We start from the raw sequence: 23,823 nt of genomic DNA, 5'->3' as shown, positions 1-23,823 counted from the left end.
GCGCCTTCGACCCGTTCACTGCGGCTGCGACAGGGTGCGGGCGAGGATTTCGCGGACCTGGGCGGCGGCGGCGGCGTCCATCGGCCCCTGGATTCCCTGACGTCCGGGCGGCAGGTGTCGGCCGGCCGGGGTTTCAGGGCCGAAGACGAAGGCCTCGAACATGCCGGCCCAGGCCGCGCGTTGGTCGGCGGGAAGGTCGCGCACCGCCATCATGGCGTGGATGAGCGCGGGCATGGGCGCGAGATGGGCCGGGGCCGGGTTCCACCAGTAGTTGGCGAGCACCGAAAAGGCGTCCAGCGAACGGACGTGGTGCCACCACATATAGGGGATGTAGAGCGCGTCTCCCGGCTCCAGATCGGCCAGTTCGGCCTCCGCCCAGGCGTCGGCGAACCGGGGAAAGCGCGCGTGGTCCGGAGCTTCCAGCTTCACCATGCTGACCAGGGCGCCGGCGGGCGTGGTCTCGAACGGGCCGACGTAGAGGTCCCGGGTCCGGGACGGCGGAAACAGGATGAAACGCCGCCGGCCCGCCACTGCGCAGGCGATGTTCTCGTACAGATCGTGGTGGGTCTGGACGGTGACGGCGTTGCCGATCCACAGGCGCGCAAAGGTATTCCGGTCGAGGAGCGGCTGGGGATTGGCGGCGCCGAAGCCGGGCAGGATGTCGGGCTCGGGCGCCGCCTGGACCGCCAGACCCGGGGCGTCGATGGCGGCCAGATCGGCCAGCAGCCTGTCCAGGACCTCGCTCACGGTTCCAGGCCGCTGCGCGAAATTCAGGGCCGTCAGGTCGTCGTTGTAGAAGAACCGCCCCTGCAGCGCCGGCTCCGTGGAAACGACCCTGACCGGCTTGCCGGTGTCGAAGGCGCGGATGTGATCGGCCAGGGCGGCTTCCGATCGCCGGCCCGCCTCGACGGCGGGCCAGTGCGAGACCAGCCCCTTGAGAATGGCCGGTCGTGTCAGCGGCCGGATATCCCGTTCGAACGACTCCCGCGTCACCGCCTCGAACACGGGCGTACGGCGGTCCGGATCGGGGATCAAAGGCGGCCCTCCAGCCGGGCAGGAACATGAGGCCGGAAACGGATAGGGGACATGGACCGCTCCTGCGGGAAATGTCCGACAAATAGCCGCTCGACCGCCGCTTGCGAAGCGTCCTGATTCAGGCGCCGGAAGCCGTCGGCGCGTCGCCGTCATCGCCGGCCGGCGGATGGCCGTCCGACTGGCGCCGGATGAGGGCGAAATCCATCAGCTCCGACGTGGCGGTCGGGGGTTGGCCGTCGATCTTCCGCCGGATCGCATCGGCGAGGATCGTCACGGCCTCGCGCGACATCTCGGCGACCGGCTGCCGGATGGTGGTCAGGGGCGGCCAGACGCTGCTGGCCAGCGCCGTGTCGTCATAGCCGACGATGGTCAGGTCGCGCGGCACGTCCAGGCCCTGTCGATGGGCCACGGCGATGGCGGCGGCGGCCATGTCGTCGTTGCTGGCGAAGATGGCCGTGGGCCGGTGGCGCAGGTTCAACAGCTTGTCGGCCGCGTCGAGGCCCGAGTGATAGGTGAAATAGCCCTGGACCACGAGGCGGTCGTCGACCGTAAGGCCGTGCTCGCCGAGGGCCTTGGCATAGCCTTCGTAGCGCAGGCGGCTGGCGGTCTGGTTGGGGTGGCCGCGCACGAAGGCGATACGGCGATGCCCGAGGCCGATCAGGTGACGGGTCATGGCCTCGGCGGCGGCCTGGTCGTCGATGCGGATCGCCGAGACGCTGGGCAGCGGGTCGCCCGAGGCGACGGCGACGGCGGGCAGGCCTGCGGTCTTCAGGCGTTCGATGACGATGCTCGAATCGCAGAGCGGAGGCGGCAGCAGGACGCCGTCCACGCCGCTGGCCAGAAGGCGTTCTATGGCGACGATCTCGCCCACTTCAGGCTCGCATTTCTCGACGATCAGCTGGATGCCGGAGCGGCTGCACTGATCGAGCCCGCCGAGCAGGAACTCGCTCAGATAGGCGGCGGAGGGGTTGCTGTAGAGCAGGCCGATCTTCAGCGTCTGGGCGCTGGCCAGGCTGCGGGCGGCCTGGTTCGGCGCATAGCCCAGCTCGCGAATGGCGTCCGTCACCCGCTTGCGGGTGGTGTCGCGGACGTTGCGTTCGTCGTTGATGACGCGCGACACCGTCATCGGCGAAACGCCCGCGTGCCGGGCGACGTCGTCGATGGTGTGGCCGCCGCCTTTTCGTCTTGTCGATCTCGGCTTCAATCTTTTCTCCAGCAGAGCCGGCACCCTAGCGCCCGCCGCGATCCAGAGCGAGCATGGCGGTCATTCTGCGGGCAGGCTCACGGGCGCAAGGCGCGGGGTCAGCAGATGGATGACGCCGAGGGCGATCAGATAGGCCGTTCCGGCGAAGGCCAGCAGCGGGACATAGCTGCCGGTGGTCTCCAGCGTCCAGCCGGCGAATTTGGAGATGAACATCCCGCCGACCGCGCCCCCTGCGGCGCCGAAGCCCACGACCGTGGCCACGGCGCGCCTGGGAAAGACGTCAGACACCAGGGTGTAGAGATTGGCCGACCATCCCTGGTGCGCCGCCGCCGCCAGGCCGATGACGCCCACCGCCACCAGCAGGTTGTCGGCGAAGACGGCGATCGAGATCGGGGTCGCGCACAGCGCGCACAGCAGCATGGTCCCCTTGCGGGCCCGGTTGACCGTCCAGCCCCGCGCGATCAGCCGCGACGACAGCCAGCCGCCGCCCACCGAACCCACATCGGCCAGCAGATAGACCGCCACCAGCGGCGGCCCGAAGGACAGGATGTTCAGATCATAGGTCCTGGCGAAGAAGTCCGGCAGCCAGAACAGGAACAGCCACCACACCGGGTCGGTGATGAATTTGCCCAGCAGGAAGGCCCAGGTCTCGCGTCTGAAGGCGATGACCCGCCAGCCGACCCGGCCCGGCGGATCGGCGGGGTCGCTTTCGATATGGGCCAGTTCGGCCGCCCCCAGCCGCGGATGATCGCGCGGCTGGCGATACAGCACCAGCCAGACGGCCAGCCAGAAGAAGCCGGTCAGGCCGGTCAGGATGAAGGCCCACCGCCAGCCCATGGTCACGACGATCAGCGGCACGACGATCGGCGTCAGAAGGGCGCCCACGTTCGAGCCGGCGTTGAAGATGCCCGTCGCCAGCGCCCGTTCCCGTTTGGGGAACCACTCGGACACCGCCTTGACCGAGGCCGGGAAGCCGCCGGACTCGCCCAGACCGAGGACGAAACGGGCGATGGCGAACTGGATCGCCGACCGGGCCCCGGCGTGGGCCATGGCCGCCAGACTCCATACCGTCACGGCGACGGCCAGACCCCAGCGGGCGCCGATCACGTCCATGAACCGGCCGAAGCCCAGCAGGCCGATGGCGTAGGCCGCCTGGAAGGCCACCACGATGTTGGCGTAGTCGTTCTCGTTCCATCCCAGCTCGACCTCGAGCACGGGCTTGAGCACCCCCAGCACCTGCCGGTCGATGTAGTTGATGGTGATGGCGAAGAACAACAGGGCGCAGACGGCCCAGCGATAGCGCCCGATACGGCCTGGCCCGGTTCCCTGCGGCGTCGCGGCTCCGGCGACGGGGTCGCTCATGCCCCGGCCCCGGGGCGCCCGCCGGAGCGGGCCCGCGTTCCGTCTCCCGGTCGGGTCGCCCGCAGATGGACGTGTCGGGGGGAGGGCCCGCGGCTGGACACGCGGGCCGTGATCGTCGGATCAGACAAGCCGGTTTCCTCCCGCAGCCCTCGTCGCCGTCGTGGCCCTTGCCGTGGCGGCCGGGCATGGCATGATAGCGCTACCAGAATACGATCGGCGGAGCTTGTCAACGGCTCGGAACGGTCGAGGATCAGGGCCGGAAGGCCGACGGGAGGATCGGAAGATGCGCCTTGCTGCATGGCCGCCGCTGATTGTCCTCATGCTGGCTTCCCTGCTGACATTCGCGGTGTCCGACTCGGCGGCGGCCGAGGACGGATACGAGCTGTGGCTCCGCTATCGGCCTGTGGAGGAGGGCGCCGTGCGGCCCTATCGCGCGGCGGCGACCGGCCTCCTGCCGGCCGGCGACACGCCGACCATCCGGGCCGTCACGACCGAGTTGACACGGGGGCTTTCGGGCCTGACAGGCCGGGCGGTCGGGATCGTCGAACGGCCGGGGGCGGGGACGATCGTCTACGGCACGCCGGCGTCATCTCCGCTCATCGCCGGCCTGGATCTGCCGCTGGAGGGACTGGGGGAGGAAGGCTATCTGATCCGCAGCGTGAGACTGGAGGGGCGTACCGTCACGGTGATCGCGGCCAACCGCGACATCGGCGTCCTGTACGGAGCCTTCGACTTGCTGCGCCGCATCCAGACGCGCCAGCCGGTCGCCGACCTGGACCTGCGCTCGGCGCCGGCCGTGAAGCTCAGGCTGCTGAACCACTGGGACAATCTGGATCGCACGGTCGAGCGCGGCTATGCGGGCCAGTCGATCTGGGACTGGCACAGGCTGCCGGATTTCACGCCCCGGCTCTATACCGACTACGCCCGCGCCAACGCCTCGATCGGCATCAACGGCGCGGTGCTGAACAACGTCAACACCAACGCCCTGTCGCTGACCGCGCCCTATATCGCCAAGGCGGCGGCCCTGGCCGATGTGTTCCGGCCCTGGGGGATCCGCGTCTATCTGTCGGCCCGTTTCAGCGCCCCGATGGAGATCGGAGGACTGCCCACGGCGGACCCGTTGGACCCTCGAGTCCGGGAATGGTGGACGGCCAAGGCGGACGAGGTTTACGCCGCCATCCCCGACTTCGGCGGCTTCCTGGTCAAGGCGAATTCCGAAGGCCAGCCGGGTCCGCAGGACTACGGCCGCTCCCACGCCGACGGAGCCAATATGCTGGCCGAGGCGTTGGCGCCGCACGGCGGCGTCGTGATGTGGCGGGCGTTCGTCTATTCGCACGAGAACCCCGAGGACCGGCACAAACAGGCCGGCGCCGAGTTCGAGCCGCTGGACGGCCGGTTCCTGCCCAATGTCATCGTTCAGGTGAAGAACGGCGCCATCGATTTCCAGCCGCGAGAGCCCTTCCATCCGCTGTTCGGCGCCATGTCGAAAACGCCGCTGATGATGGAGTTCCAGATCACCAAGGAATACCTCGGCTTCGCGACCCACCTCGCCTATCTCGGCCCCCTCTATGAAGAGGTGCTGCAGTCGGACACGCACCGGCCGGGACGGGGTTCGAGCGTGGCGCGGATCGTCGACGGGCGCGCTTTCGGCCATCAGCTGACCGGTATGGCCGGCGTCGCCAACATCGGCTCGGACCGCAACTGGTCCGGCAGTCATTTCGATCAGGCCAACTGGTACGTCTTCGGCCGCATGGCATGGGACCCCGAGGGAACGCGGGCCCGGCCCATCGCCGGGGAGTGGGCCCGCATGACCTTCTCCAATGACGCGCGTTTCGTCGAGCCGGTGGTCGCGATGATGATGGGGTCGCGGGAGGCGGTGGTCGACTACATGACCCCCCTGGGCCTGCACCACCTGATGGCGACGGGCCACCACTACGGACCGGGACCCTGGGTGTCCGACCTGTCCCGGCCGGAATGGAACCCTGTCTATTATCACCGCGCCGATGCGCAGGGGATCGGCTTCGACCGAACGGCGTCGGGCTCGAACGCCGTGGCCCAGTATGCGCCCGAAGTGGCGGCCGGGTTCGCTGATCTGTCGCGCGTCGACGAGCGTTATCTGCTGTGGTTCCACCATCTGCCCTGGGACCACCGGATGCGGTCCGGGCGGACCCTGTGGGACGAAATGGTGCTGACCTACGATCGGGGCGTGACCACGGTCGGCGGGATGCGGGGGACCTGGGCGTCGATGCAGCCCTATGTCGACGACCAGCGCTTCGACGAGGTCTCCGCCTTCCTGTCGATCCAGCAGAAGGAGGCGCGGTGGTGGCGCGACGCCTCGGTGGCCTATTTCCGCACCCTCTCCAACCGGCCGTTGCCCGCCGGCTCCCCTGAGCCGGAGCATTCGCTGGACCACTACAGGGCGCTGAGCTTCCCCGAAGCGCCCGGGAACTAGGCGCCGGCGTCGATCGTCATGGACAGCGAGAGGGTCTGACCGGGTTCGAGGATGACCAGACCGGACGCTTCGTCGGCGGAGGCGTTCAGCGCGTTCGGCCGGTGACTGACCGGCTCGATACAGACGAAGCCGGCGCGGCGCGGCGCGTAGACGTGGACGCGGCGCGTCCCCGGCGAGGCGAGGGTCACGGACCAGTCCGCATGCGCCAGCCGGGCCAGCCCGTTCCAGTCCTCGTAGGCGTTGTCCACGAACGGGGCGTCGGCGATCGCGGGGCCGTCGCTCCAGTCGAACACGGCCGGGGCCGGAACGCGTTCGCGCGGAATCAAGGTGTCGTCGGCGCGCCAGACGCGCGGCGCCGCCACCGTCAGCCGGTCCTCCGGAAGGCGGTTGAGATAGGGATGCAGACCCAGCCCGGCGGGCTGGGTCTCGCTGTCCTGGTTGGTCATCGAAAGCGTGATCCGGAGACCGCGCCCGGACAACTGGAACCGCTGCCCGGATGAGAAGGCCCACGGCCATTCTCCTCCGCCGGGATGCCGGAAGGTCAATACGGCTTCGGCCGGGTCGGCCCTCTCGACTTCCCAGGGGCGCCGCCAGCCGAGACCATGCAGGGCGTGCGGCTCGAAACCGGGCGTGACGCCGACATCGCGGGCGCGGCCGCCGAAGACGAACCGGCCGTCGGCGATGCGGTTGGCGTAGGGAACCAGCGGAAAACAGGCGGTCTGCAGCGGATCGACCGCATCCCGCGGCGTCGGCCTGAGGACCGGACGCCCCAGCCACTCAAGTTCGGCGACCGAGCCGCCCAGCGCCGGGTTCAGGACGGCGCGCCAGTCGCCGGCCTGAAGACGGATCACAGGCGGATCAGGGCCTGCGGCAGGCCCGGTCGATCCACGCTCATGCGGAACAGGCCGCCGGCCGCCGGCGCCTTCGCGCGCTGGGCGGCGTCCATGCCCATCCAGGCGGTGGTGAAATACATCGTCTTCAGATCGTCTCCCGCGAAGGCGACCTTGGTCACGGCGGGAACGGGCAGCTCGATCTTCCCGAGCGGGCGGCCTTCCGGGTCGAACCGGTCGACGCCCCAGCCGCCGAACAGGCCGACGTGCAGCACGCCGTCGGCGTCGACGCACGGGCCGTCCGGATAGCCGTCCCCGGTCAGGGCGAACAGGCGGCGCGCGGCGATCCGACCGTCGGCGTGGTCATAGGCATGGATCGTCTTCTCGAGGGTGTCATGGTGGTACATGGTTCGCCCGTCGGGGCTGAGCGCGGGACCGTTGGTGACGCCATAGCCGTCGTCCATCCGTTCCGGTTCGCCGCCCGTCCAACGATACAGGGCGCCGGACCTCGATTCCTCCGCGTCGTCCATAGATCCGAACCACAGCGATCCGTCCGGAGCGACGAAGCCGTCGTTGAGGCGATTGCCCGGGCGGTCCGTCTCCACCGGCCGGATCAGGCTGAAAACGCCCGTCGCGGCGTCGAACCGGTGCAGCCCGCCGCGCACGCCGCAGATCAGCGTCCCGTCCTCGGCCGGCAGGGCGAAGCCGATCTGGTCCGGCGCCTCCCACGAGGCCTGCGACCCGTCGTCGTGGCCATAGCGGTGCAGCCGACGGCCCTTGATGTCGACGAACCAGAGCGCCCGGTCCCGCGCGACCCACACCGGGCCTTCGCCCAGTTCGGCCTTCACGTCCCAGACCAGTTCCGGCGCGCCGCCCACGGGTCAGCTCCAGCTGTAGGCGGTCTTGGTCTGGGTGAAGAACTCGACCGCCGCGAACCCCTGTTCGCGCGCGCCGTAGCTCGACTTCTTCGAACCGCCGAAGGGCACGTGATAGTCGACTCCGGCGGTCGCCAGATTGACCATCACCATCCCGGCCCGCGCGCGCCGCTGGAAGTCGCGGGCGTGTTTCAGGGAGGTGGTGACGATGCCGGCGGACAGGCCGAACTCCACGCCGTTGGCGATCTCCAGCGCCTCCTCATAGCTCCCGACCCGGATGGTCGAGGCGACCGGACCGAACACCTCCTCGGTGTTGATGCGCATGTCCGGCAGGGTGTCGGCGATCAGGGTCGGCTGGACGTACCAGCCGGGCTTGGCCAGCTTCAGACGTTCGCCGCCGGTGACGATGCGGCCGCCGTCGCCGCGCGCCACGTCGATGTAGCGGTACGAGGTTTCCATCTGATCCTCGGACACCGCCGGCCCCATCTGGGTCTCCGGATCGAGAGCGTCGCCGACCCGCAGCGCCGCGACCTTTTCGGCCAGGGCGGCGACGAAGCGGTCGTGGATGGCGTCGTGGACGATCAGGCGGCTGGAGGCGGTGCAGCGCTGGCCTGTGGCGAAGAAGGAGCCGTCCAGCGCGATCTGCACCGCGCGGTCGAGGTCGGCGTCGTCCATGACGATCAGCGGATTCTTGCCGCCCATCTCGAGCTGGACCCGCGCCTGCCGCTTGATCGCGCCCAGGGCCACGCCGGCGCCGACGCCCTGCGAGCCCGTGAAGCTGATCGCGTCCACGTCCTTGTGGTCGACGATGGCCTGTCCGACGCGGCCGCGGCCGATGACCATATTGACCACGCCCCTGGGCAGGCCGGCCTCGTGCAGGATGGAGACGAGGGCCTCGGCCGTGGCCGGCGTGGGACCGGCGGGCTTGATCACCACGGTGTTTCCGAAGGCGAGGGCCGGGGCCATCTTCCAGGCCGGAATGGCGATCGGGAAGTTCCACGGCGTGATGAGGCCGTAGACGCCGACCGCCTGGCGATAGGTCTGGATCTCGACCCCGGGGCGCACCGACATCAGGTTCTGGCCGTGCAGGCGCAGGGCCTCGCCGCCGAAATATTTGAGGATGCGCGAGGCGCGGACCGTTTCGCCGATGCCCTCGGGCAGGGTCTTGCCCTCTTCGCGGGACAGCAGGCGGCCGACCTGTTCACGGCGCTCGAACAGGATGTTGGAGGCCCGGTCCAGCACGTCGGCGCGGACTTCGGGCGAAGCCTCCGACCAGCCGGTGAAGGCGGCCTTGGCCGCGGCGACCGCGGCGTCGACCTCGGCCTCGCCGCCGTCGGGCGTGCGGGCGACGATGTCGCGCGTATCGGACGGATTGTGGCTCTCGCCGGGCCGCTCGGTCGTCACCTTCTCGCCGTCGATCCAGTGAGAGAGTTCCAGCGTGTCGGTCATGGCCCGTCCTTTGTCGTTGGGTCGTTCGGGCGGCGGGGGAGCGCCGCCCGTTCAGTCGTCCGGCCGATGTAGGCCTAGCCGGTCATGTCTTCCAGTTCGCGTCCCTTGGTTTCCTTGATCAGTGACGAGACGAGGAAGAAGGAGACGACGGCGCTGGCGGCGTAGAAGCCGTAGGTGATGGTCAGGCCCAGCGACGCCGCCATGGGCGGGAAGCTGACCGAAATGCCGAAATTGGCGATCCACTGGGCGAAGCCGGCGACGGCCAGGGCCGAACCCCGCATCTGGTTGGGGAACATCTCGCCCAGCATCACCCACATGACGGGGCCCCAGCTGAGGTTGAAGAAGACCACATAGGCGTTGGCCGCGATCAGGGCGATCATGCCGGTCTGGTCATCCAGATGCAGCGCGCCGTCGAGCATGGTCGCCCGCGAGAAGCACCAGGCCATGACGGCCAGGGTCACCGCCATGCCGGCCGAACCGATCAGCAGCAGCGGCTTGCGGCCGATCTTGTCGATGACGGCGATGGCGAACAGGCAGGCCGCGATCGACAGCACGCCGGACAGGATGTTGATCTGCAGGGCGTCGTTCTCGGAGAAGCCCACCGACTGCCACAGGACGGCGCCGTAGTAGAAGACGATGTTGATGCCGACCAGTTGCTGGAACACGGCCAGGATCAGTCCGGCCCAGACGATCGGCTGGATCTTGCGGGTCGTGGGATGCAGCAGGTCCGAGAATTTCGGTTTGTGGTCCCTGGCCAGGGAGGCGCGGATTTCGGCCACCTTGCGGGCGCCCGCGCCGGCTCCGAACAGCTTCGACAGCACGACCTCGGCTTCGGCGTCGCGGCCCTTGACGACGAGGTAGCGGGGGCTCTCCGGAATGAAAAGCAGGGCGATCAGATAGATGCCGGCCGGGATGACCTGCATCCAGAACATCCAGCGCCAGGCGGGGAAGCCCATCCAGAACTCGGCGGTCGATCCGCCCGCCGTCGCCGCCAGCGCATAGTTGGCGACGAAGGCCCCGGTCAGGCCGATGATGATCATGATCTGCTGGATGCTGGACAGTCGTCCGCGGATGGCGGCCGGGGTCACTTCGGAGATGTAGGCCGGCGCCAGGACGCTGGCCGCGCCGACGCCCAGGCCGCCGATGAAGCGGGCGATGATGAAGTGGGTCGAGGTGTCGGCGGCGCCGGCCCAGATGGCGCTGATGATGAAGGCCACGGCGGCCAGCAGCATCACCGTGCGGCGGCCGATCAGGTCGGCGAGGCGGCCCGCGATGAAGGCGCCGACGGCGCAACCCAGCAGGATGGCGCCGACGTTGAAGCCGGTGCCGAGGGCCGACAGGTTGAAGGCGCTTTCCAGCCCGTCCTGGGTGCCGTTGATGACCCCCGAGTCATAGCCGAACATGAAGCCGCCGATGGTCGCCACGGCGACGATCAGCACGATGAAGCCGATATTGACGCGATCCGCGCCCGCCAGATCCGGGCCTGACGCCCCTGTCGGTCCTGCCATCTTCATTCCCTCCCTTGGCGGCCCTTGCCGGGCCTTATGATTGGACGTTCGACCTACCTCCAGCCGGCGTCCACGAAATACTCATGACCCGTTACAAAGCGCGCGTCATCCGAAGCGAGGAAAAGGCCCAGGGCGGCGACGTCGCCCGGTTGGACCCGGCCCTTCAGGCACTGGGCGGCGACGATCTCGGCCTCGCCTTCCGGCGTGTACCATCTGGCCTGGCGCGGCGTCTGGACGTTGCCCGGAACGATGCAGCAGACGCGCACCCCGTCCCCGCCCAGCTCGCGCGCCAGGGCGCGGGTCATGCCTTCGATGCCGGCCTTGGCCGTCTCGTAGAGCGACAGGTCGGGGAGGCCGAGGTGCCAGGAGATGGAGCCGAGGTTCAGGATCACCCCCTTGCCGCGCGCGCGCATCGCCGGCGTCACCGCCTGGGTCGCGAAATAGAGATGGCGCAGGTTCACGCCGATACGGTCGTCCCAGTACTCGGGCGTAACCTCGTCCAGGGCGTGGCGATCGTCGTTGGCGGCGTTGTTGACCAGCACGTCCGCGTCGCCGTGAGCGGCCGCGATATCGGCGAAACAGGCCTTGAGCGAAACCAGGTCGGTCAGGTCGCAACGCTTGAACACCGGGGCGGGCGACAGGTCGGACAGCGAGGCCTCGAGCGCGCGGGATTCCGCCTCCATGACGTCAAGGAAGACCACCCTCGCGCCCTGTCGGGCGAAGGCCTCGGTGAAGGCGGCGCCGATGCCGGAACCGCCGCCGGTGACGATGATCAGCCTGTCTCTAAGAGACGGATAGACGGCGCTCATTCGGTCGCTCCCCCAGAAGGCCGCGACCGGCCAGATTGTACATCAGATCGACCACGCCGAACCGCCAGGGCGGCGCCCGGTCGGTGGTGGTCACGCGGTTACGCAAGGTTCCGAGCCGCCCGGACGAGACGGTGACCAGATCGCCCGGCTTGTGGGTGAAGCCTTGGCCCGGCGCATCCCGATCCTTGATCGGGGCGAACATGGTGCCGAGATAGAGGGCGAACCCGTCGGGGTACTGGTGGTTCTCGTTCAGCGTCTGGCTGATCAGGTCCAGCGGATCGCGGCTGATCAGGCTCATCGAGGATTCGCCCTCCAGTACGAACCCGTCCTGGCCGCGCACCTCCAGGGAAATGCGGGCGCCGCGGACGTCGTCCATGTCGAAATCGTCGCCGAACAGACGGACGAACGGCCCCAGCGCGGCCGAGGCGTTGTTGTCCTTGGCCTTGCCGAGCAGCAGGGCCGAGCGGCCCTCGATGTCGCGCAGATTGACGTCGTTTCCGAGCGTGGCTCCGACGGGGCGGCCGGTCGGATCACAGACGATGGCGACCTCGGGCTCGGGATTGTTCCAGGCGCTGTCCGGCCGCACGCCGACGAGATCGCCCCAGCCGACCGAGGACAGGACCGGGGCCTTGGTGAAGATCTCGGCGTCCTTGCCGATGGCGACTTCCAGATACTGCGACCACAGCCCGTCGGCGATCAGGGCGTCCTTCAGGGCGTAGGCCTGGTCCGAGCCCGGCTTGACCGCCGACAGATCGGCGCCGACGCGGTCGGCCAGGGCGGCGCGGATCGACTGGGCGCGGTCCGCGTCGCCCCGCGCGCGTTCCTCGATGACCCGTTCCACGGCGGAGACGGCGAAGGTCACGCCCGACGCCTTGACGCACTGAAGGTCGACCGGGGACAGCAGGCGAGGCGAGCGGTCGGAGTCGTCCCACGCGGGGCCGAGATCAAGGGATTCGAGGTCGCCCAGATCCACGCCGGGGGCGTCGCGCAGGTCGGTCGCGGCGGCCGCTTGCGCTGACGTAGGGGCGAAGGCGGAGATATCGGTCACGCGCCCGTCGCGGACCAGGACGGGGGTCGGTCCTTCGGGCAGGCTCAATCGACCCAGGAACACGCCCTGACGCCAGTCGACCGGCAAATCGTTCACTAGAGCCGTCAATTTCCCCCGCTGTCCCCGTCTGTGCGGAGCTCTTCTTTGGTAGCGCTATCATCTCTATTCGCCGCCCCGACTGTCAAGCGCTTTGGCAGAGAAGCGGACTTGTTTCCGGTGACCGGTTCCTTAAAAGTCGGACAAATAGATAGCGGGCGGGTGGCGAATGTCGAGACTGTGCAAAAGGTCCGTCGGACCCGTCCTGGCCCTGATCCTCGCCGGCGGCGTCTGCGGCGCGGCCCTGGCCCGGCCGAATGACGACGCGCTCGCCGGGACAGCGGTGTTCGAACGCTTCGTCTACCGCGGCGGCGATCCAGCACACGAAGGTCTCCGGCCCCGCCCGGACCAGTATCTGAACCCGATCCTGCAGGGCTTTTATCCCGACCCGTCGATCACGCGCGCGGGCGACGACTACTATCTGGTGACCTCGACCTTCAGCTACTTCCCCGGCATCCCGGTCTTTCACAGCCGGGACCTGGTGAACTGGACCCAGATCGGCAATGCCATCGATCGGCCGGGCCAGCTGGATTTCGGCAAGCTCGGCCTGTCTCGCGGCGTCTTCGCCCCGACGATCGAGCACCGCGACGGCGTCTTCTACATCCTCAACACCTGCGTCGACTGCGGCGGCAATTTCCTCGTCACGGCGTCCGATCCCGCCGGGCCGTGGTCCGATCCGGTCTGGCTTCCGGACCTCGAGGGCGGCATCGACCCGGGCCTGTTCTTCGACGAGGACGGCAGCGCCTGGATCGTCAACAACGGTCCCCCCGAAGGGACGCCCCGGTATGACGGCCACCGGGCCATCTGGATCCAGCGATTCGATCCGGCGGGGCGGAAGACCTTCGGCCCGCGAACGGTTCTGGTCGATGGCGGCGTCGATCCCTCGACCCGTCCGATCTGGATCGAGGGGCCGCACATCATCCGGCGCGGCGACTGGTACTATCTGGTGTGCGCCGAGGGCGGGACGGCCGAAGGGCATTCCCAGGTCGTGCTGCGCTCGCGCCGCCCCGACGGCCCTTACGAGGCCTCGCCTGACAATCCCATACTGACCCAGCGCGGCCTGCCGCGGGACAGGACGCATCCCGTCACCTCGGCCGGCCATGCGGATCTGGTGCAACTGCCGGACGGGTCATGGTGGGCGACCTTCCTGGCGGTCCGGCCCTATGGCGACGATCTCTACAATACGGGGCGCGAGACCTTCCTTCTCCCCGTAGACTGGTCAGGCGACTGGCCGCGCATCCTCGAGCCGGGGCGCGCCATTCCGTACCTCGCTGCGCGCCCGAACCTGCCGCGCCGGCCATCGGCGGTCCCTCCGACCAGCGGCGACTTCCAGGTCGTGGACGAGTTCGACGGCGCGCGTCTGGCCCCATCCTGGATGATGATGCGAAATCCGCGCGACCCCTGGTTCGACCTGACCAGTCATCCCGGCGCCCTGACCCTGCGCATGAGGTCCGAAGGGCTGGGCGACAACGCCAACCCGTCCTTCCTCGGCCGCCGTCAGCAGCATCAGCATGCGACGGCCGAAACGATCCTGCGCGACATCCCCGCCCGGGAGGGGGATCGCGCCGGCCTGGCCGTGCTGCAGAGCGACGACTACTGGTATGCGCTCGGCGCCGTGCGACGGGACGGGCGCGCCCTGATCGAATTGCGCCGCCGCCGGGGGGCGGAAACAGATAGCGCCGGAGAGGTGATCGCCACGGCCCCGCTGGGCGGTGAGGGGCCTGTCAGGTTCCGCATCGCCGCCCGCGCCGGCGCCTATGACTTCGCATGGGCGCGCGGGGAAGGGCCCTGGACGACGCTGCTGGAAGGCGCCGACGGCGAGATGCTCAGCACCCGTGTCGCGGGCGGATTTGTCGGCGCCGTTTTCGGACCTTTCGCCCAGGCCGGACCGCCGCCCTGAAGCGGGTCCGGCCCGGCGCTGTTGATCGCCCTAGTCCGTCACCGTCAGGGTCGCCGTCTTCAGATCGACCGAGTTCGGACCGGACATCACGGTGAAGGTGCCGGGTTCGACCACCCGTTCCATGTCGATGTTCCAGAACCACAGGTCTGACGGCCGGATCTCGAAGGCCACGGTGGTGCGGGCGCCCGGCTCAAGGGTCACGCGCTGGAAATGCTTCAGCTCCTTGACCGGCCGCGTCACCGAGGCCTGGTCGTCGCGGACATACAGCTGGACCACCTCGTCGCCCTTGACCGGGCCGGTGTTGCGGACGTCCACTTCCACCCGGACCGTCTCGCCGTTGCGAATGCTGGCGCGCGCCAGACGCGGTTCGGAGATGTCGAAGGTCGTGTACGAAAGGCCGTAGCCGAACGGGAACAGGGGCTTGGTCTCGCCGAGCAGATAACCCCGCCGCGAGGTCGGTTTGTGATTGTAGAAGATCGGCAGCTGACCCACGTGGCGAGCGACCGAAAGCGGCAGCTTGCCGCCCGGATTGACCCTGCCGAACAGCACGTCGGCGACGGCGTGACCGGTCTCCTGACCGAGATACCAGCCTTCGATCAGGGCTGTGGCGCGCTCGGCGAGAAGGTTTACCGACAGGGGGCGGCCGTTCAGCAGCAGAACCACGGTGGGCTTGTTCAGGGCGAACACGGCGCGCGCCAGATCGTTCTGCTGGCCGATCAGGTCGAGGGAGTCCCGGTCGCCCAGGTGGCCGTCGGCCCAGGCCTCGCGGCTGGTCTGCTCATTGTCGCCCAGCACCATGACGATGACGTCGGCGTCGCGTGCGTCCTGCACGGCCTGCTCGATCAGCCGGGCGTTGACCGCCGGATCGACCAGGGTGACCGTGTCGGCCGCCCAGACGCGGCTTTCGGTGATGCGGACCGCCTCGGAATAGACGACCTCGAACTTGCCGCGGCCTTCAGCCTGAAGGCCCTCCAGGACACTGACCACGTGTTTGGGAACCTCGGAATAGCCGCCGATCGGCGTGTCGCGCGCATGGGTGCCAAGCACCGCCAGCTTGCGGATACGGCCCGCGTTCAGCGGCAGCAGGCCGCCTTCGTTCCTGAGCAGGATCATCGAACGCTGCGCCGCTTCCCGGGCCAGGGCGACGGCGTCCGGCGTCGCGGTCAACCGCTCGGCCGCGCGGGCGTCGACATAGGGCCGCTCGAACGCGCCCGAGAGGAATTTCATCGTCAGCAGACGTCGCACCGCCTCGTCGATCTGGGCCTCGGTCACCTTCCCGGCGCGGACCAGGTCCGGCAGGCGCGCATAGCCCTCGCCGTCGGGCAGTTCGATATCGACGCCGGCGTCGAGCGCGCGGACGGCCGCCTCCTCGATCGAACCGAACATCCGGTGGCGGGTGTTCAGTTCACGGATGGCGAAATAGTCGCTGACCACGGCGCCCTTGAATTCCCACTCCGCGCGCAGGACGTCGTGCAGCAGCCAGCGGTTGGCGTGCGACGGCAGGCCGTCGATCTCGTTGTACGACGCCATGACCGACATCACCGGCAGTTCGCGCACGGCGCGCTCGAACGGCGGGAAGAAATTCTCCCTCAGCGTCCGCTCGGAAATGTTCGACGGGCCGACGTTGGTGCCGTTCTCCGGTTGGCCGTGGCCGGTCATATGCTTCAGCGTCACCAGGACCTTGTCGGGCGCCAGGGGCAGGGTCTCGCCCTGGAAACCGCGGATGGCGGCAAGCCCCATCTCCGACACCAGGTGCGGATCCTCGCCGTAGGTTTCCTCGATGCGGCCCCAGCGCGGATCGCGGGCCACGTCCACGACGGGGGCGAGGGCCAGCTGGGTTCCGCGCGCGCGCATCTCGCGCGCAGCCACGGAGAAGACGCGGGTGACCAGCGCAGGGTCCCAGGTGGAAGCCAGGGCGATGGCCTGCGGGAAGCTGGTGGCGCCGCGCGCCACATAGCCGTGCAGCGCCTCCTCGTGCATCGTCAGGGGAATGCCGAGCCGCGTCTTTTCGACCGCCCAGCGCTGGGCGGCGTTGACGTAGTCGGCGGTCTGGCGCGGGTCGCGATTGACGGCCGCGCCCGCGGCGCCGGCTGCTCCGTTCAGCGCGGGATCGACGCCGCGGAAGTCCGAGGGGCGCGATATCTGGCCCAGGCCGTGGGGGAATTTCTCGCTGGCCCTGGTCGCGGAGAAATCGCCGTCCGGTTCCTGGATGTCGCCCTTCTTCTCCCAGATGCCGACCATCTGGGCGACCTTCTCGTCCAGGGTCATGCGCCGCAGCAGATCCTCCACCCGCGCCGCGACCGGCTGAGCGGCGTTTCGATACAGTGCGGCGGCTTCGGGACGTCCGGCCGTCTGGGCGCGGGCGGCGCCGGCCAGCGGCGCGACCGCGGCGGCGCTGAGCAGGCCGGTGACGAACGTGCGACGCCCAAGCGTCACGGACAAACCGTTGGCGGTTTTCATCGGACTTCCTCCCATGTGACCCCGCCAGTTCGGGAAAACCCGTCCAGCGATGATAGCGCTATCATTCAGGTTATGACCGGCATGGTCCAGCCGTCAACTGACTCCCGTTACCCGGGTGTGCTAAGGCCCTGTCCGAACCCCCGATGAAGGAAACGATGGCTGTTTCTCCCCCCGTCTTTCACAAGGAATCCGGTCGCCGGAAGGTCGGCAAGGAACGGCTGCACGGCTCGATCGCGCACCAGCTCGGCGTGGCCATCACGTCTGGCCGGCACAAGCCCGGCGACATCCTGAGCAATGAGATCGAGTTCAGCGAACGGCTGAAGGTCTCGCGCGGCGCCTATCGCGAGGCGGTGCGGATCCTGGCGGCCAAGGGCCTGGTCGAGAGCCGTCCGCGCGTCGGCACCCGGGTGACGGAGATGATTCGCTGGAACCTGCTCGATCCGGACGTCCTGGCCTGGTTTTTCGAAGCCGAGCCCGCGCGGGAGGTGGTCGAGGGCCTGTTCGAACTGCGGATGATCGTCGAACCCGCCGCCGCCGCCCTGGCCGCCCTGCGTCGCACGGAGGAGCAGGTCGAGGTCATGCGCGCTGCGCTGAACGACATGGAGCGGCTTACGCTGAAGACCGAGGCGGGGCAGGCGGCCGATCGCGACTTCCACCAGGCCGTCCTGGCCGCCACCTGCAACCCGCCGCTGGCCAGCCTGGCCTCGACTATCGGCGCCGGGGTGCGCTGGACCACCTTCTACAAGGGGCGCAAGCGCAAGCTGCCGGCGGATCCCATGCCCGAACACTGGGCGGTCTTCGACGCCATCGCCGCCGGCGATGCGGACGGCGCCCGGGAGGCGATGCAGGTTCTGGTCGCCAACGCCCTGTCCCAGACGGCCGAGGCGCTCGGCGATCGCTGAAGCTCGGGCGGCGCCATTGCCAAGGCTCGGCGGCGCCGTCTATTTGTCGGAGTATTGAACTCCACGAGCTGTTGAATGACCCGCCGACTCCGTTCCCGCGCCTGGTTCGACAACCCCGACAATCCGGACATGACGGCCCTCTATCTGGAGCGGTACCTGAACTACGGCCTGACGCTGGAGGAGCTGCGCTCGGGCAAGCCGATCATCGGCATCGCCCAGACGGGTTCGGACCTCAGCCCCTGCAACCGCCACCATCTGGTTCTGGCCGAACGGGTGCGCGAGGGCATTCGCGAGGCCGGCGGCATCGCCCTGGAATTCCCGGTCCATCCGATCCAGGAAACCGGCAAACGCCCGACCGCCGGGCTGGACCGCAACCTGGCCTATATGGGTCTGGTCGAACTGCTGCACGGCTATCCGATCGACGGCGTGGTCCTGACCATCGGCTGCGACAAGACCACGCCGGCCTGCCTGATGGCGGCGGCCACGGTCGACATCCCCGCCATCGCCCTGTCGGTCGGACCGATGCTGAACGGCTGGCACAGGGGCGAGCGGGTCGGGTCCGGTTCGATCATCTGGAAGGCCCGCGAGATGATGGCGGCCGGCGAGATCGACTACGAAGGCTTCATCGAGATGGTCGCGCGCTCGGCGCCCTCGGTCGGCTACTGCAACACCATGGGCACGGCGACCACGATGAACAGCCTGGCCGAGGCGCTCGGCATGTCGCTGCCCGGCTCGGCCGCCATTCCGGCGCCCTACCGCGAACGGCCGCAGATGGCCTATCTGACCGGCAAGCGCATCGTCGAAATGGTCGATGAAGATCTCAAACCCTCCAAGATCCTGACCCGGCAGGCGTTCGAGAACGCCATCGTCGTCAACTCCGCCATCGGCGGTTCGACCAACGCCCCGGTTCACCTGACGGCCCTGGCGCGGCACGCCCACGTCGACCTGCCGCTGAAGGACTGGGAGACGATCGGCCATCAGGTGCCGCTTCTGGTCAACCTTCAGCCGGCCGGCGCCTATCTGGGCGAGGACTTCCACCAGGCCGGCGGCGTTCCCGCCGTCGTGGCGGAACTGATGCGCCACGGCCTGATCCATGAGGACGCCCTGACCGTGAACGGCCGGACCATCGGCGAGAACTGCCGCGACGCCGAAGCCGTCCTGCCCGATGTGATCCGCAGCTTCGACACGGCCCTGGTCGAGGACGCCGGCTTCCTGATCCTGAGCGGCAATGTCTTCAGCAGCGCGGTCATGAAGACCAGCGTCATCAGCGCCGAGTTCCGCGACCGCTATCTGTCTGACCCGTCCAGCCCCGACGCATTCGAGGGCGTGGCCGTCGTCTTCGACGGGTCCGAGGACTATCACCGTCGCATCGACGATCCCGCCGAGAACATCACGGCTGACAGCATTCTGGTCATGCGTGGAGCCGGCCCCGTCGGCCATCCCGGCGCGGCCGAGGTCGTCAACATGCGCCCGCCTGCGTACCTGATCCGCCAGGACATCCTCGCCCTGCCCTGCATCGGCGACGGGCGGCAGTCGGGCACGTCGGGCTCCCCCTCGATCCTGAACGCCTCGCCCGAGGCGGCGACGGGGGGGAACATCGCCCTGCTGAAGACTGGCGACCGGATGCGGATCGACCTGAACACCCGCCGCGTCGACGTCCTCATCGACGACGCCGGGATGGCCGAACGCCGCAAGGCCCTGGAGGCCGCGGGCGGCTACCGGTATCCCGCGTCCCAGACCCCCTGGCAGGAGTTCCAGAGGGGCTTCGTCGGAGAACTGGAGACCGGCGCCGTGCTCGAGCCCGCAGTCAAATACCACCGGATCGTCGACACCCTCGGCCTTCCGCGCGACAACCACTGAAGCCAGCGAGGGGAGGCGACCATGGACAAGCCGTCGGGTCCGGCGGGCGGCATCCGCCGCGTCGTCATCGTCGGGGGCGGCACTGCGGGCTGGATGACCGCGGCGGCGCTGGGCAAACTGGTCGCGCCCACCGGGGTCGAGGTGATCCTGATCGAGTCAGCCGAGATCGGAACGGTCGGGGTCGGGGAATCGACCCTGCCGCACATCCGCGACTTCAACGCCCGGCTCGGGATCGACGAGGCCGAGTTCATGCGCGCCACCCGGGCGACGTTCAAACTGGGCATCGAATTCACGGACTGGGCGCGCATCGGCGACCGCTACATGCATCCGTTCGGGGAGTTTGGAGCGCCCGGCGGAAGCACGCCCTTCCACCACTACTGGCTGGCGGCGCGCGAACTCGCCGATGTCGGGTCGCTGGACGACTATTCCGTACCGATCGTGGCGGCCTACGCCGCGCGCTTCGGGCCGCCGGACGATGATCCCCGATCGATCCTGTCGACCTACAATTACGCGTACCAGCTCGACGCCAGCCTCTATGCGCAATTCCTGCGGCGGTTCGCCGAGGGGCTGGGCGTCACGCGGATCGAGGGCAGGATCGTCGACGTCCGCCAGGACGGCGAGACGGGCGCGATCCGGTCTGTGGCCCTGGAGCGCGGCGAGACGGTAGCGGGCGACCTGTTTATCGACTGCTCGGGCTTCCGCGGCCTGCTGATCGAACAGACGCTCCGGTCAGGATATACGGACTGGTCGCACTGGCTGCCGTGCGACCGGGCCGTGGCCATACCGTGCGCAGGCGTCGGCCGCACCGAGCCCTATACCCGATCCGCCGCCATGGGCGCGGGATGGCGGTTCCGCATCCCGCTGCAGCACCGCATCGGCAACGGCTACATATACGGCAGCGCCTTCATCGATCAGGACGCGGCCACCGCCGACCTGATGTCGAAGCTGGAGGGCGAGGCATTGAATACGCCCAACCATCTGCGCTTCACGGCCGGACAGCGGACCCGGAACTGGGTCGGAAACTGCGTTTCCGTGGGGCTGGCCTCGGGCTTCATCGAGCCGCTGGAGTCGACCAGCATCTATCTGATCCAGGCCTCGATCACCAAACTGGTCGAGCTGTGGCCGTCCCGTCCGCTGGACGAGGTCGCGGCGAAGGAATTCAATCGCCAGATGGATCTGCAATACGAGCGGATCCGGGACTTCATCATCCTGCACTACAAGGCCACCGAGCGCGACGACACCCCGTTCTGGGACTACATCCGGACGATGGGCATCCCCGACAGCCTGGCGGAGAAGATCGAGCTGTTCCGGGAAAAGGGCGTGGTCCAGGAGTATCGCGAAGGCCTGTTCCTGCACCCGTCATGGGTCTCGGTCTATGTCGGGCAGCGGATCATCCCGCGAACGCATCACATGCTCGCCGACGCTGAAAATCCGGAGCGGCTGGTCGCGGGCCTGCAGCGCCTGCGGACCGCTGTGGCGGAGGCGGCGGGACGGCTGGCCCTGCAGGACGACTATATCGCGGGCTACTGCGCGCGGCCCGCCGAGCCGGCGGCGCCCGCGGCCTGATCGTCCAGCGGCGCGGGGTCGATGAAGGCGGCGACCCAGACCAGGGGTGCGTTCCAGTTGATGGCGACCTCGTTCAGCGCATAGGCGCGCAGGTCGTCCGCCCAGCACGTCAGGGGCGCGCAATGCCCGGCCATGGTCCGGGCGACGTCGTCCGTCATCGCCGTATTGTTGGGGCCGCCGGACAGGGCGCCGGCGGGCGGAGCCGGCCAGGCCGGATCGGCCGAATGAGCCCAGAACCTGTGATGGGGATTCACCATCGGCCGCGCGCCCCATCCGCTCACGAACGAGCGGTCCAGCGGGTTGCGGCCCAGCAGGAAGTCGAGCGCATGGATCACGCCGTCCCGGAACGCCGCCTCGCCCGTGAAGTCGTGGGCCAGGCCCAGGATCATGGCCCGGTTCATCAGCGCGCCGTTCGAACCCCATTCGAACCGCGTCCCGCCGCGCGGCAGGCCATAGCCCTGGGCCCGGCCTTCGACGAGATACGCGCGGGCGGCCTCGACAAGGCGCCGGCGGGCCGTGTCGCGGTCGGCCGGGTCCAGCGCCGTCGGAACGACGGCGAGGGTGATGGTTCCCAACGCCGCGGTCGCGGGCCAGGCGGGGTCGCCGGTCGCCGAGGCGCCCGAGCGGGGGCCTCCCAGCCAGTGGGGCGAGGCCTTCAGCGCCTCAAGGTATCCGGCCTCTCCGGTGGCCGCGAACAGCTCGGCGGCGGCCCAGTAGAATTCGTCCGCGACCTGGCCGTCGCCATAGCCGCCGCCGCCGTCGAAGGCGCTGCTGGCGAAGACGGCGGGATGGCGCCGCGCCGCCGCCCAGGCGCGCCGCGCCGCCGTCAGGCAGGTGGCGGAGAAGGCGGGGTCCGCCTCGCGCCAGACCCGTGCGCACTGGGCGGCGACAGCGGCGAGATTGAGGGTCGCCGCGGTCGAGGGCGGGTAAAGCAGCCGCTCGGCCGGGGCGTCCGCCGGGGCGGTGGGCAGGGAGGTCCAGCTGCGGTCGTGGACCTTGTGATGCGCCATGCCGCCCGCATCGATCTCGATCAGGCGCAACGGCTCGCCGGCGGGCGCCAGCCGGCCGTCGGGAACCCGGGCGGTCGCGCCGTCGGGTATCTGCATCCGCAGCAGAAAGTCGATCTCGTAGCGGGCCTCGTCGAGCAGGTCGTCGACGCCGTTTCCAGCCTCGGGGATATCGAGGCGCCCGTCATCGAAGGCGCCTCGTCCGGCGCTCCGCGCCCGCTCCGCAGCGTTGACCAGGGTCCACACGGAGATGCCGCCGTTGACGACGTATTTGCCGTGGTCGCCCGCGTCGTACCAGCCGCCCGTGACGTCCAGGCTGTAGTCGCAGCCGGGCCAGGCCGTGCCGCGCTGGTCGACGCCCGAGAAGCAGGTCGCGACCTCGCGCGCATGGCCCGCGGGCCGGGCGAGGTCCGGACGGGACACGTGATCCGCCGAGATCGGGACGCCCGCCCGGTTCTGATAGAAATAGGCCATGGCGTCGTACTTCAGCCGGGCGAACGGTCGCGCGGCGATCCCGAACGGTCGGCTGGTCTGGTTCGCGACCTCCAGGCGGTAGCCTTCGCCCGCGCGCGTCAGCGTCGAGAAATCGATCTGGTGGACCGTCTCTCCGGAGGCGGCGTCGGCGCCGAACACCGTCGTGACGCCCCGGGCGACGGTCGTCCCGGCCGTATCGACGACGCGCCAGGGCAGGGGAGCGGCGGCGGCCGAGGCGACCGTGGCCGCCTTGGGCCCGGAGATTTCAAACCCCGCCTGGTTCATGCGCACGGCGGCGGGGCCGGAGACCTGGGCGGCGGCGGAGGGGACCGCGGCGAGGACGCACGCGACGACGGCGAACGCTGCGCGGCGGGGGCTCATGGCTCGTTACGGGGCAGTTTGGCCGCGTCGTAGTCCTGGCCGAAATTCAGGACCAGCGCCGGTCCGAGGTCGACGGTCTGGTTGTCGGTGGCCAGATGAACCGACAGGTTGGTCTGACCGCCGGCGAAGTCCTGCTGGGCCACGCCCGAGGCATAGATCATCTTCCATTCGGGGCCGACCTCGCCGGTGTCCTGGGCGATGGCCGCATAGGGGGCGGCGGCCTGCTGGACCCGGAGCGGCAGGCGGCTGGTCTGCCGGCCCTCGGGCGGCGTCTCCAGCCGGGCCCAGACGGCCAGAAGGATGGTGTCGCCGCGCTTGATCTCGCCGCGGATCGGCATCTGCGCGGCCATCGTCCATGGCTGTTCGGCCCGCTGGGCGGCGACGCGGATCGCGCGCTCGCCGAGAACCCCCTCGGCCCGTTGCGGACGCGGCGCGCGGCTGACGCCAAGCACCTGCCAGGAGTCCACCGGCGGGCTGTTGATGATGCGCTGCACGATGTCGTCGTCCTGGGCCATGACGGCGACCGGCGCGGGCGCGGCCGACAGCATCAGGGCCGCCGTTACGGCGAGCAGGGTCTTCCGCATGTCCATCTCCCTCGTCCGGGT

General features: G+C 69.2%; 17 protein-coding genes. 5 read left to right on the top strand and 12 right to left on the bottom strand.

Translation table 11 applies throughout. From position 1 onward, the window contains the following. Nucleotides 1-15: 15 nt before the first annotated feature. The 3 genes from V6M42_RS04980 to V6M42_RS04970 all read right to left on the bottom strand — a co-directional run bounded on the left by V6M42_RS04980 (nt 16) and on the right by V6M42_RS04970 (nt 3,601). Nucleotides 16-1,035 (bottom strand): cupin-like domain-containing protein, encoded by a 1,020-nt coding sequence (locus tag V6M42_RS04980; protein ID WP_332677573.1) that lies wholly within the window; start codon nt 1,033-1,035, stop codon nt 16-18. Between the two features lie 118 nt (nt 1,036-1,153). Further along, nucleotides 1,154-2,239: a LacI family DNA-binding transcriptional regulator gene (locus V6M42_RS04975; protein ID WP_332677571.1), complete on the bottom strand. Its 1,086-nt coding sequence runs from the start codon at nt 2,237-2,239 to the stop codon at nt 1,154-1,156. Between the two features lie 60 nt (nt 2,240-2,299). Continuing rightward, complete coding sequence (locus V6M42_RS04970) at nt 2,300-3,601, bottom strand: MFS transporter (protein ID WP_332677569.1); 1,302 nt, start codon at nt 3,599-3,601, stop codon at nt 2,300-2,302. Between the two features lie 319 nt (nt 3,602-3,920). Here V6M42_RS04970 and V6M42_RS04965 point away from each other — a divergent pair, with 319 nt between their 5' ends. Then, a complete protein-coding gene (locus tag V6M42_RS04965; RefSeq protein ID WP_332677567.1) occupies nt 3,921-6,053 on the top strand; it encodes an alpha-glucuronidase family glycosyl hydrolase in 2,133 nt (710 codons plus the stop codon). Here V6M42_RS04965 and V6M42_RS04960 read toward each other — a convergent pair. From V6M42_RS04960 to V6M42_RS04935, 6 genes are all read right to left on the bottom strand, one after another. Then, entirely contained in the window at nt 6,050-6,904 is an 855-nt protein-coding gene (locus V6M42_RS04960; RefSeq protein ID WP_332677565.1) for an aldose 1-epimerase, read from the bottom strand. The two genes, V6M42_RS04965 and V6M42_RS04960, sit on opposite strands and share 4 nt — an antisense overlap. Further along, nucleotides 6,901-7,761 carry an SMP-30/gluconolactonase/LRE family protein gene (locus tag V6M42_RS04955; protein WP_332677563.1) on the bottom strand — a complete coding sequence of 287 codons (861 nt, stop codon included), beginning with the start codon at nt 7,759-7,761 and terminating at the stop codon, nt 6,901-6,903. Before V6M42_RS04955 ends, V6M42_RS04960 begins: the two co-directional genes overlap by 4 nt. Nucleotides 7,762-7,764: 3 nt before the next feature. After that, nucleotides 7,765-9,207, bottom strand: a complete 1,443-nt coding sequence (locus V6M42_RS04950) for an aldehyde dehydrogenase family protein (RefSeq protein WP_332659138.1) — start codon at nt 9,205-9,207, stop codon at nt 7,765-7,767. Between the two features lie 74 nt (nt 9,208-9,281). Continuing rightward, nucleotides 9,282-10,721: a sugar porter family MFS transporter gene (locus tag V6M42_RS04945; RefSeq protein WP_332677560.1), complete on the bottom strand. Its 1,440-nt coding sequence runs from the start codon at nt 10,719-10,721 to the stop codon at nt 9,282-9,284. 47 nt (nt 10,722-10,768) lie between these two features. After that, a complete protein-coding gene (locus V6M42_RS04940) occupies nt 10,769-11,524 on the bottom strand; it encodes an SDR family NAD(P)-dependent oxidoreductase (protein WP_332659140.1) in 756 nt (251 codons plus the stop codon). Continuing rightward, complete coding sequence (locus tag V6M42_RS04935; protein WP_332677558.1) at nt 11,499-12,668, bottom strand: fumarylacetoacetate hydrolase family protein; 1,170 nt, start codon at nt 12,666-12,668, stop codon at nt 11,499-11,501. Before V6M42_RS04935 ends, V6M42_RS04940 begins: the two co-directional genes overlap by 26 nt. A gap of 169 nt (nt 12,669-12,837) precedes the next feature. Here V6M42_RS04935 and V6M42_RS04930 point away from each other — a divergent pair, with 169 nt between their 5' ends. Then, nucleotides 12,838-14,568, top strand: coding sequence for a glycoside hydrolase family 43 protein (locus V6M42_RS04930; protein WP_332677556.1), 1,731 nt, complete (start codon nt 12,838-12,840; stop codon nt 14,566-14,568). A 30-nt stretch (nt 14,569-14,598) separates the two neighbouring features. On the opposite strand, the gene V6M42_RS04925 is transcribed toward V6M42_RS04930, so the two are convergent. After that, complete coding sequence (locus tag V6M42_RS04925; RefSeq protein ID WP_332677554.1) at nt 14,599-17,028, bottom strand: glycoside hydrolase family 3 N-terminal domain-containing protein; 2,430 nt, start codon at nt 17,026-17,028, stop codon at nt 14,599-14,601. A 155-nt stretch (nt 17,029-17,183) separates the two neighbouring features. Between V6M42_RS04925 and V6M42_RS04920 the strand changes: the two genes are divergently transcribed. The 3 genes from V6M42_RS04920 to V6M42_RS04910 all read left to right on the top strand — a co-directional run bounded on the left by V6M42_RS04920 (nt 17,184) and on the right by V6M42_RS04910 (nt 21,356). Next, nucleotides 17,184-17,930 (top strand): FadR/GntR family transcriptional regulator, encoded by a 747-nt coding sequence (locus tag V6M42_RS04920; RefSeq protein ID WP_332677552.1) that lies wholly within the window; start codon nt 17,184-17,186, stop codon nt 17,928-17,930. Between the two features lie 75 nt (nt 17,931-18,005). Continuing rightward, nucleotides 18,006-19,790, top strand: a complete 1,785-nt coding sequence (locus V6M42_RS04915; protein ID WP_332677549.1) for an IlvD/Edd family dehydratase — start codon at nt 18,006-18,008, stop codon at nt 19,788-19,790. A gap of 21 nt (nt 19,791-19,811) precedes the next feature. Continuing rightward, nucleotides 19,812-21,356 (top strand): tryptophan halogenase family protein, encoded by a 1,545-nt coding sequence (locus tag V6M42_RS04910; RefSeq protein ID WP_332677547.1) that lies wholly within the window; start codon nt 19,812-19,814, stop codon nt 21,354-21,356. Here V6M42_RS04910 and V6M42_RS04905 read toward each other — a convergent pair. Continuing rightward, the gene (locus tag V6M42_RS04905) at nt 21,314-23,218 is read right to left on the bottom strand and encodes a glycoside hydrolase family 9 protein (protein WP_332677545.1); all 1,905 of its coding nucleotides are present in this window, start codon (nt 23,216-23,218) and stop codon (nt 21,314-21,316) included. The two genes, V6M42_RS04910 and V6M42_RS04905, sit on opposite strands and share 43 nt — an antisense overlap. Further along, on the bottom strand, nt 23,215-23,802 hold the full coding sequence (locus V6M42_RS04900; RefSeq protein WP_332677541.1) for a hypothetical protein: 588 nt from the start codon (nt 23,800-23,802) through the stop codon (nt 23,215-23,217). Before V6M42_RS04900 ends, V6M42_RS04905 begins: the two co-directional genes overlap by 4 nt. Nucleotides 23,803-23,823 lie beyond the last annotated feature (21 nt).

It is taken from the genome of Brevundimonas sp. (assembly GCF_036677305.1).
Taxonomy (GTDB): Bacteria; Pseudomonadota; Alphaproteobacteria; order Caulobacterales; family Caulobacteraceae; genus Brevundimonas.
The sequence above is the reverse complement of the archived record's forward strand: the minus strand, read 5'-3'. Positions and strand labels throughout refer to the sequence as shown.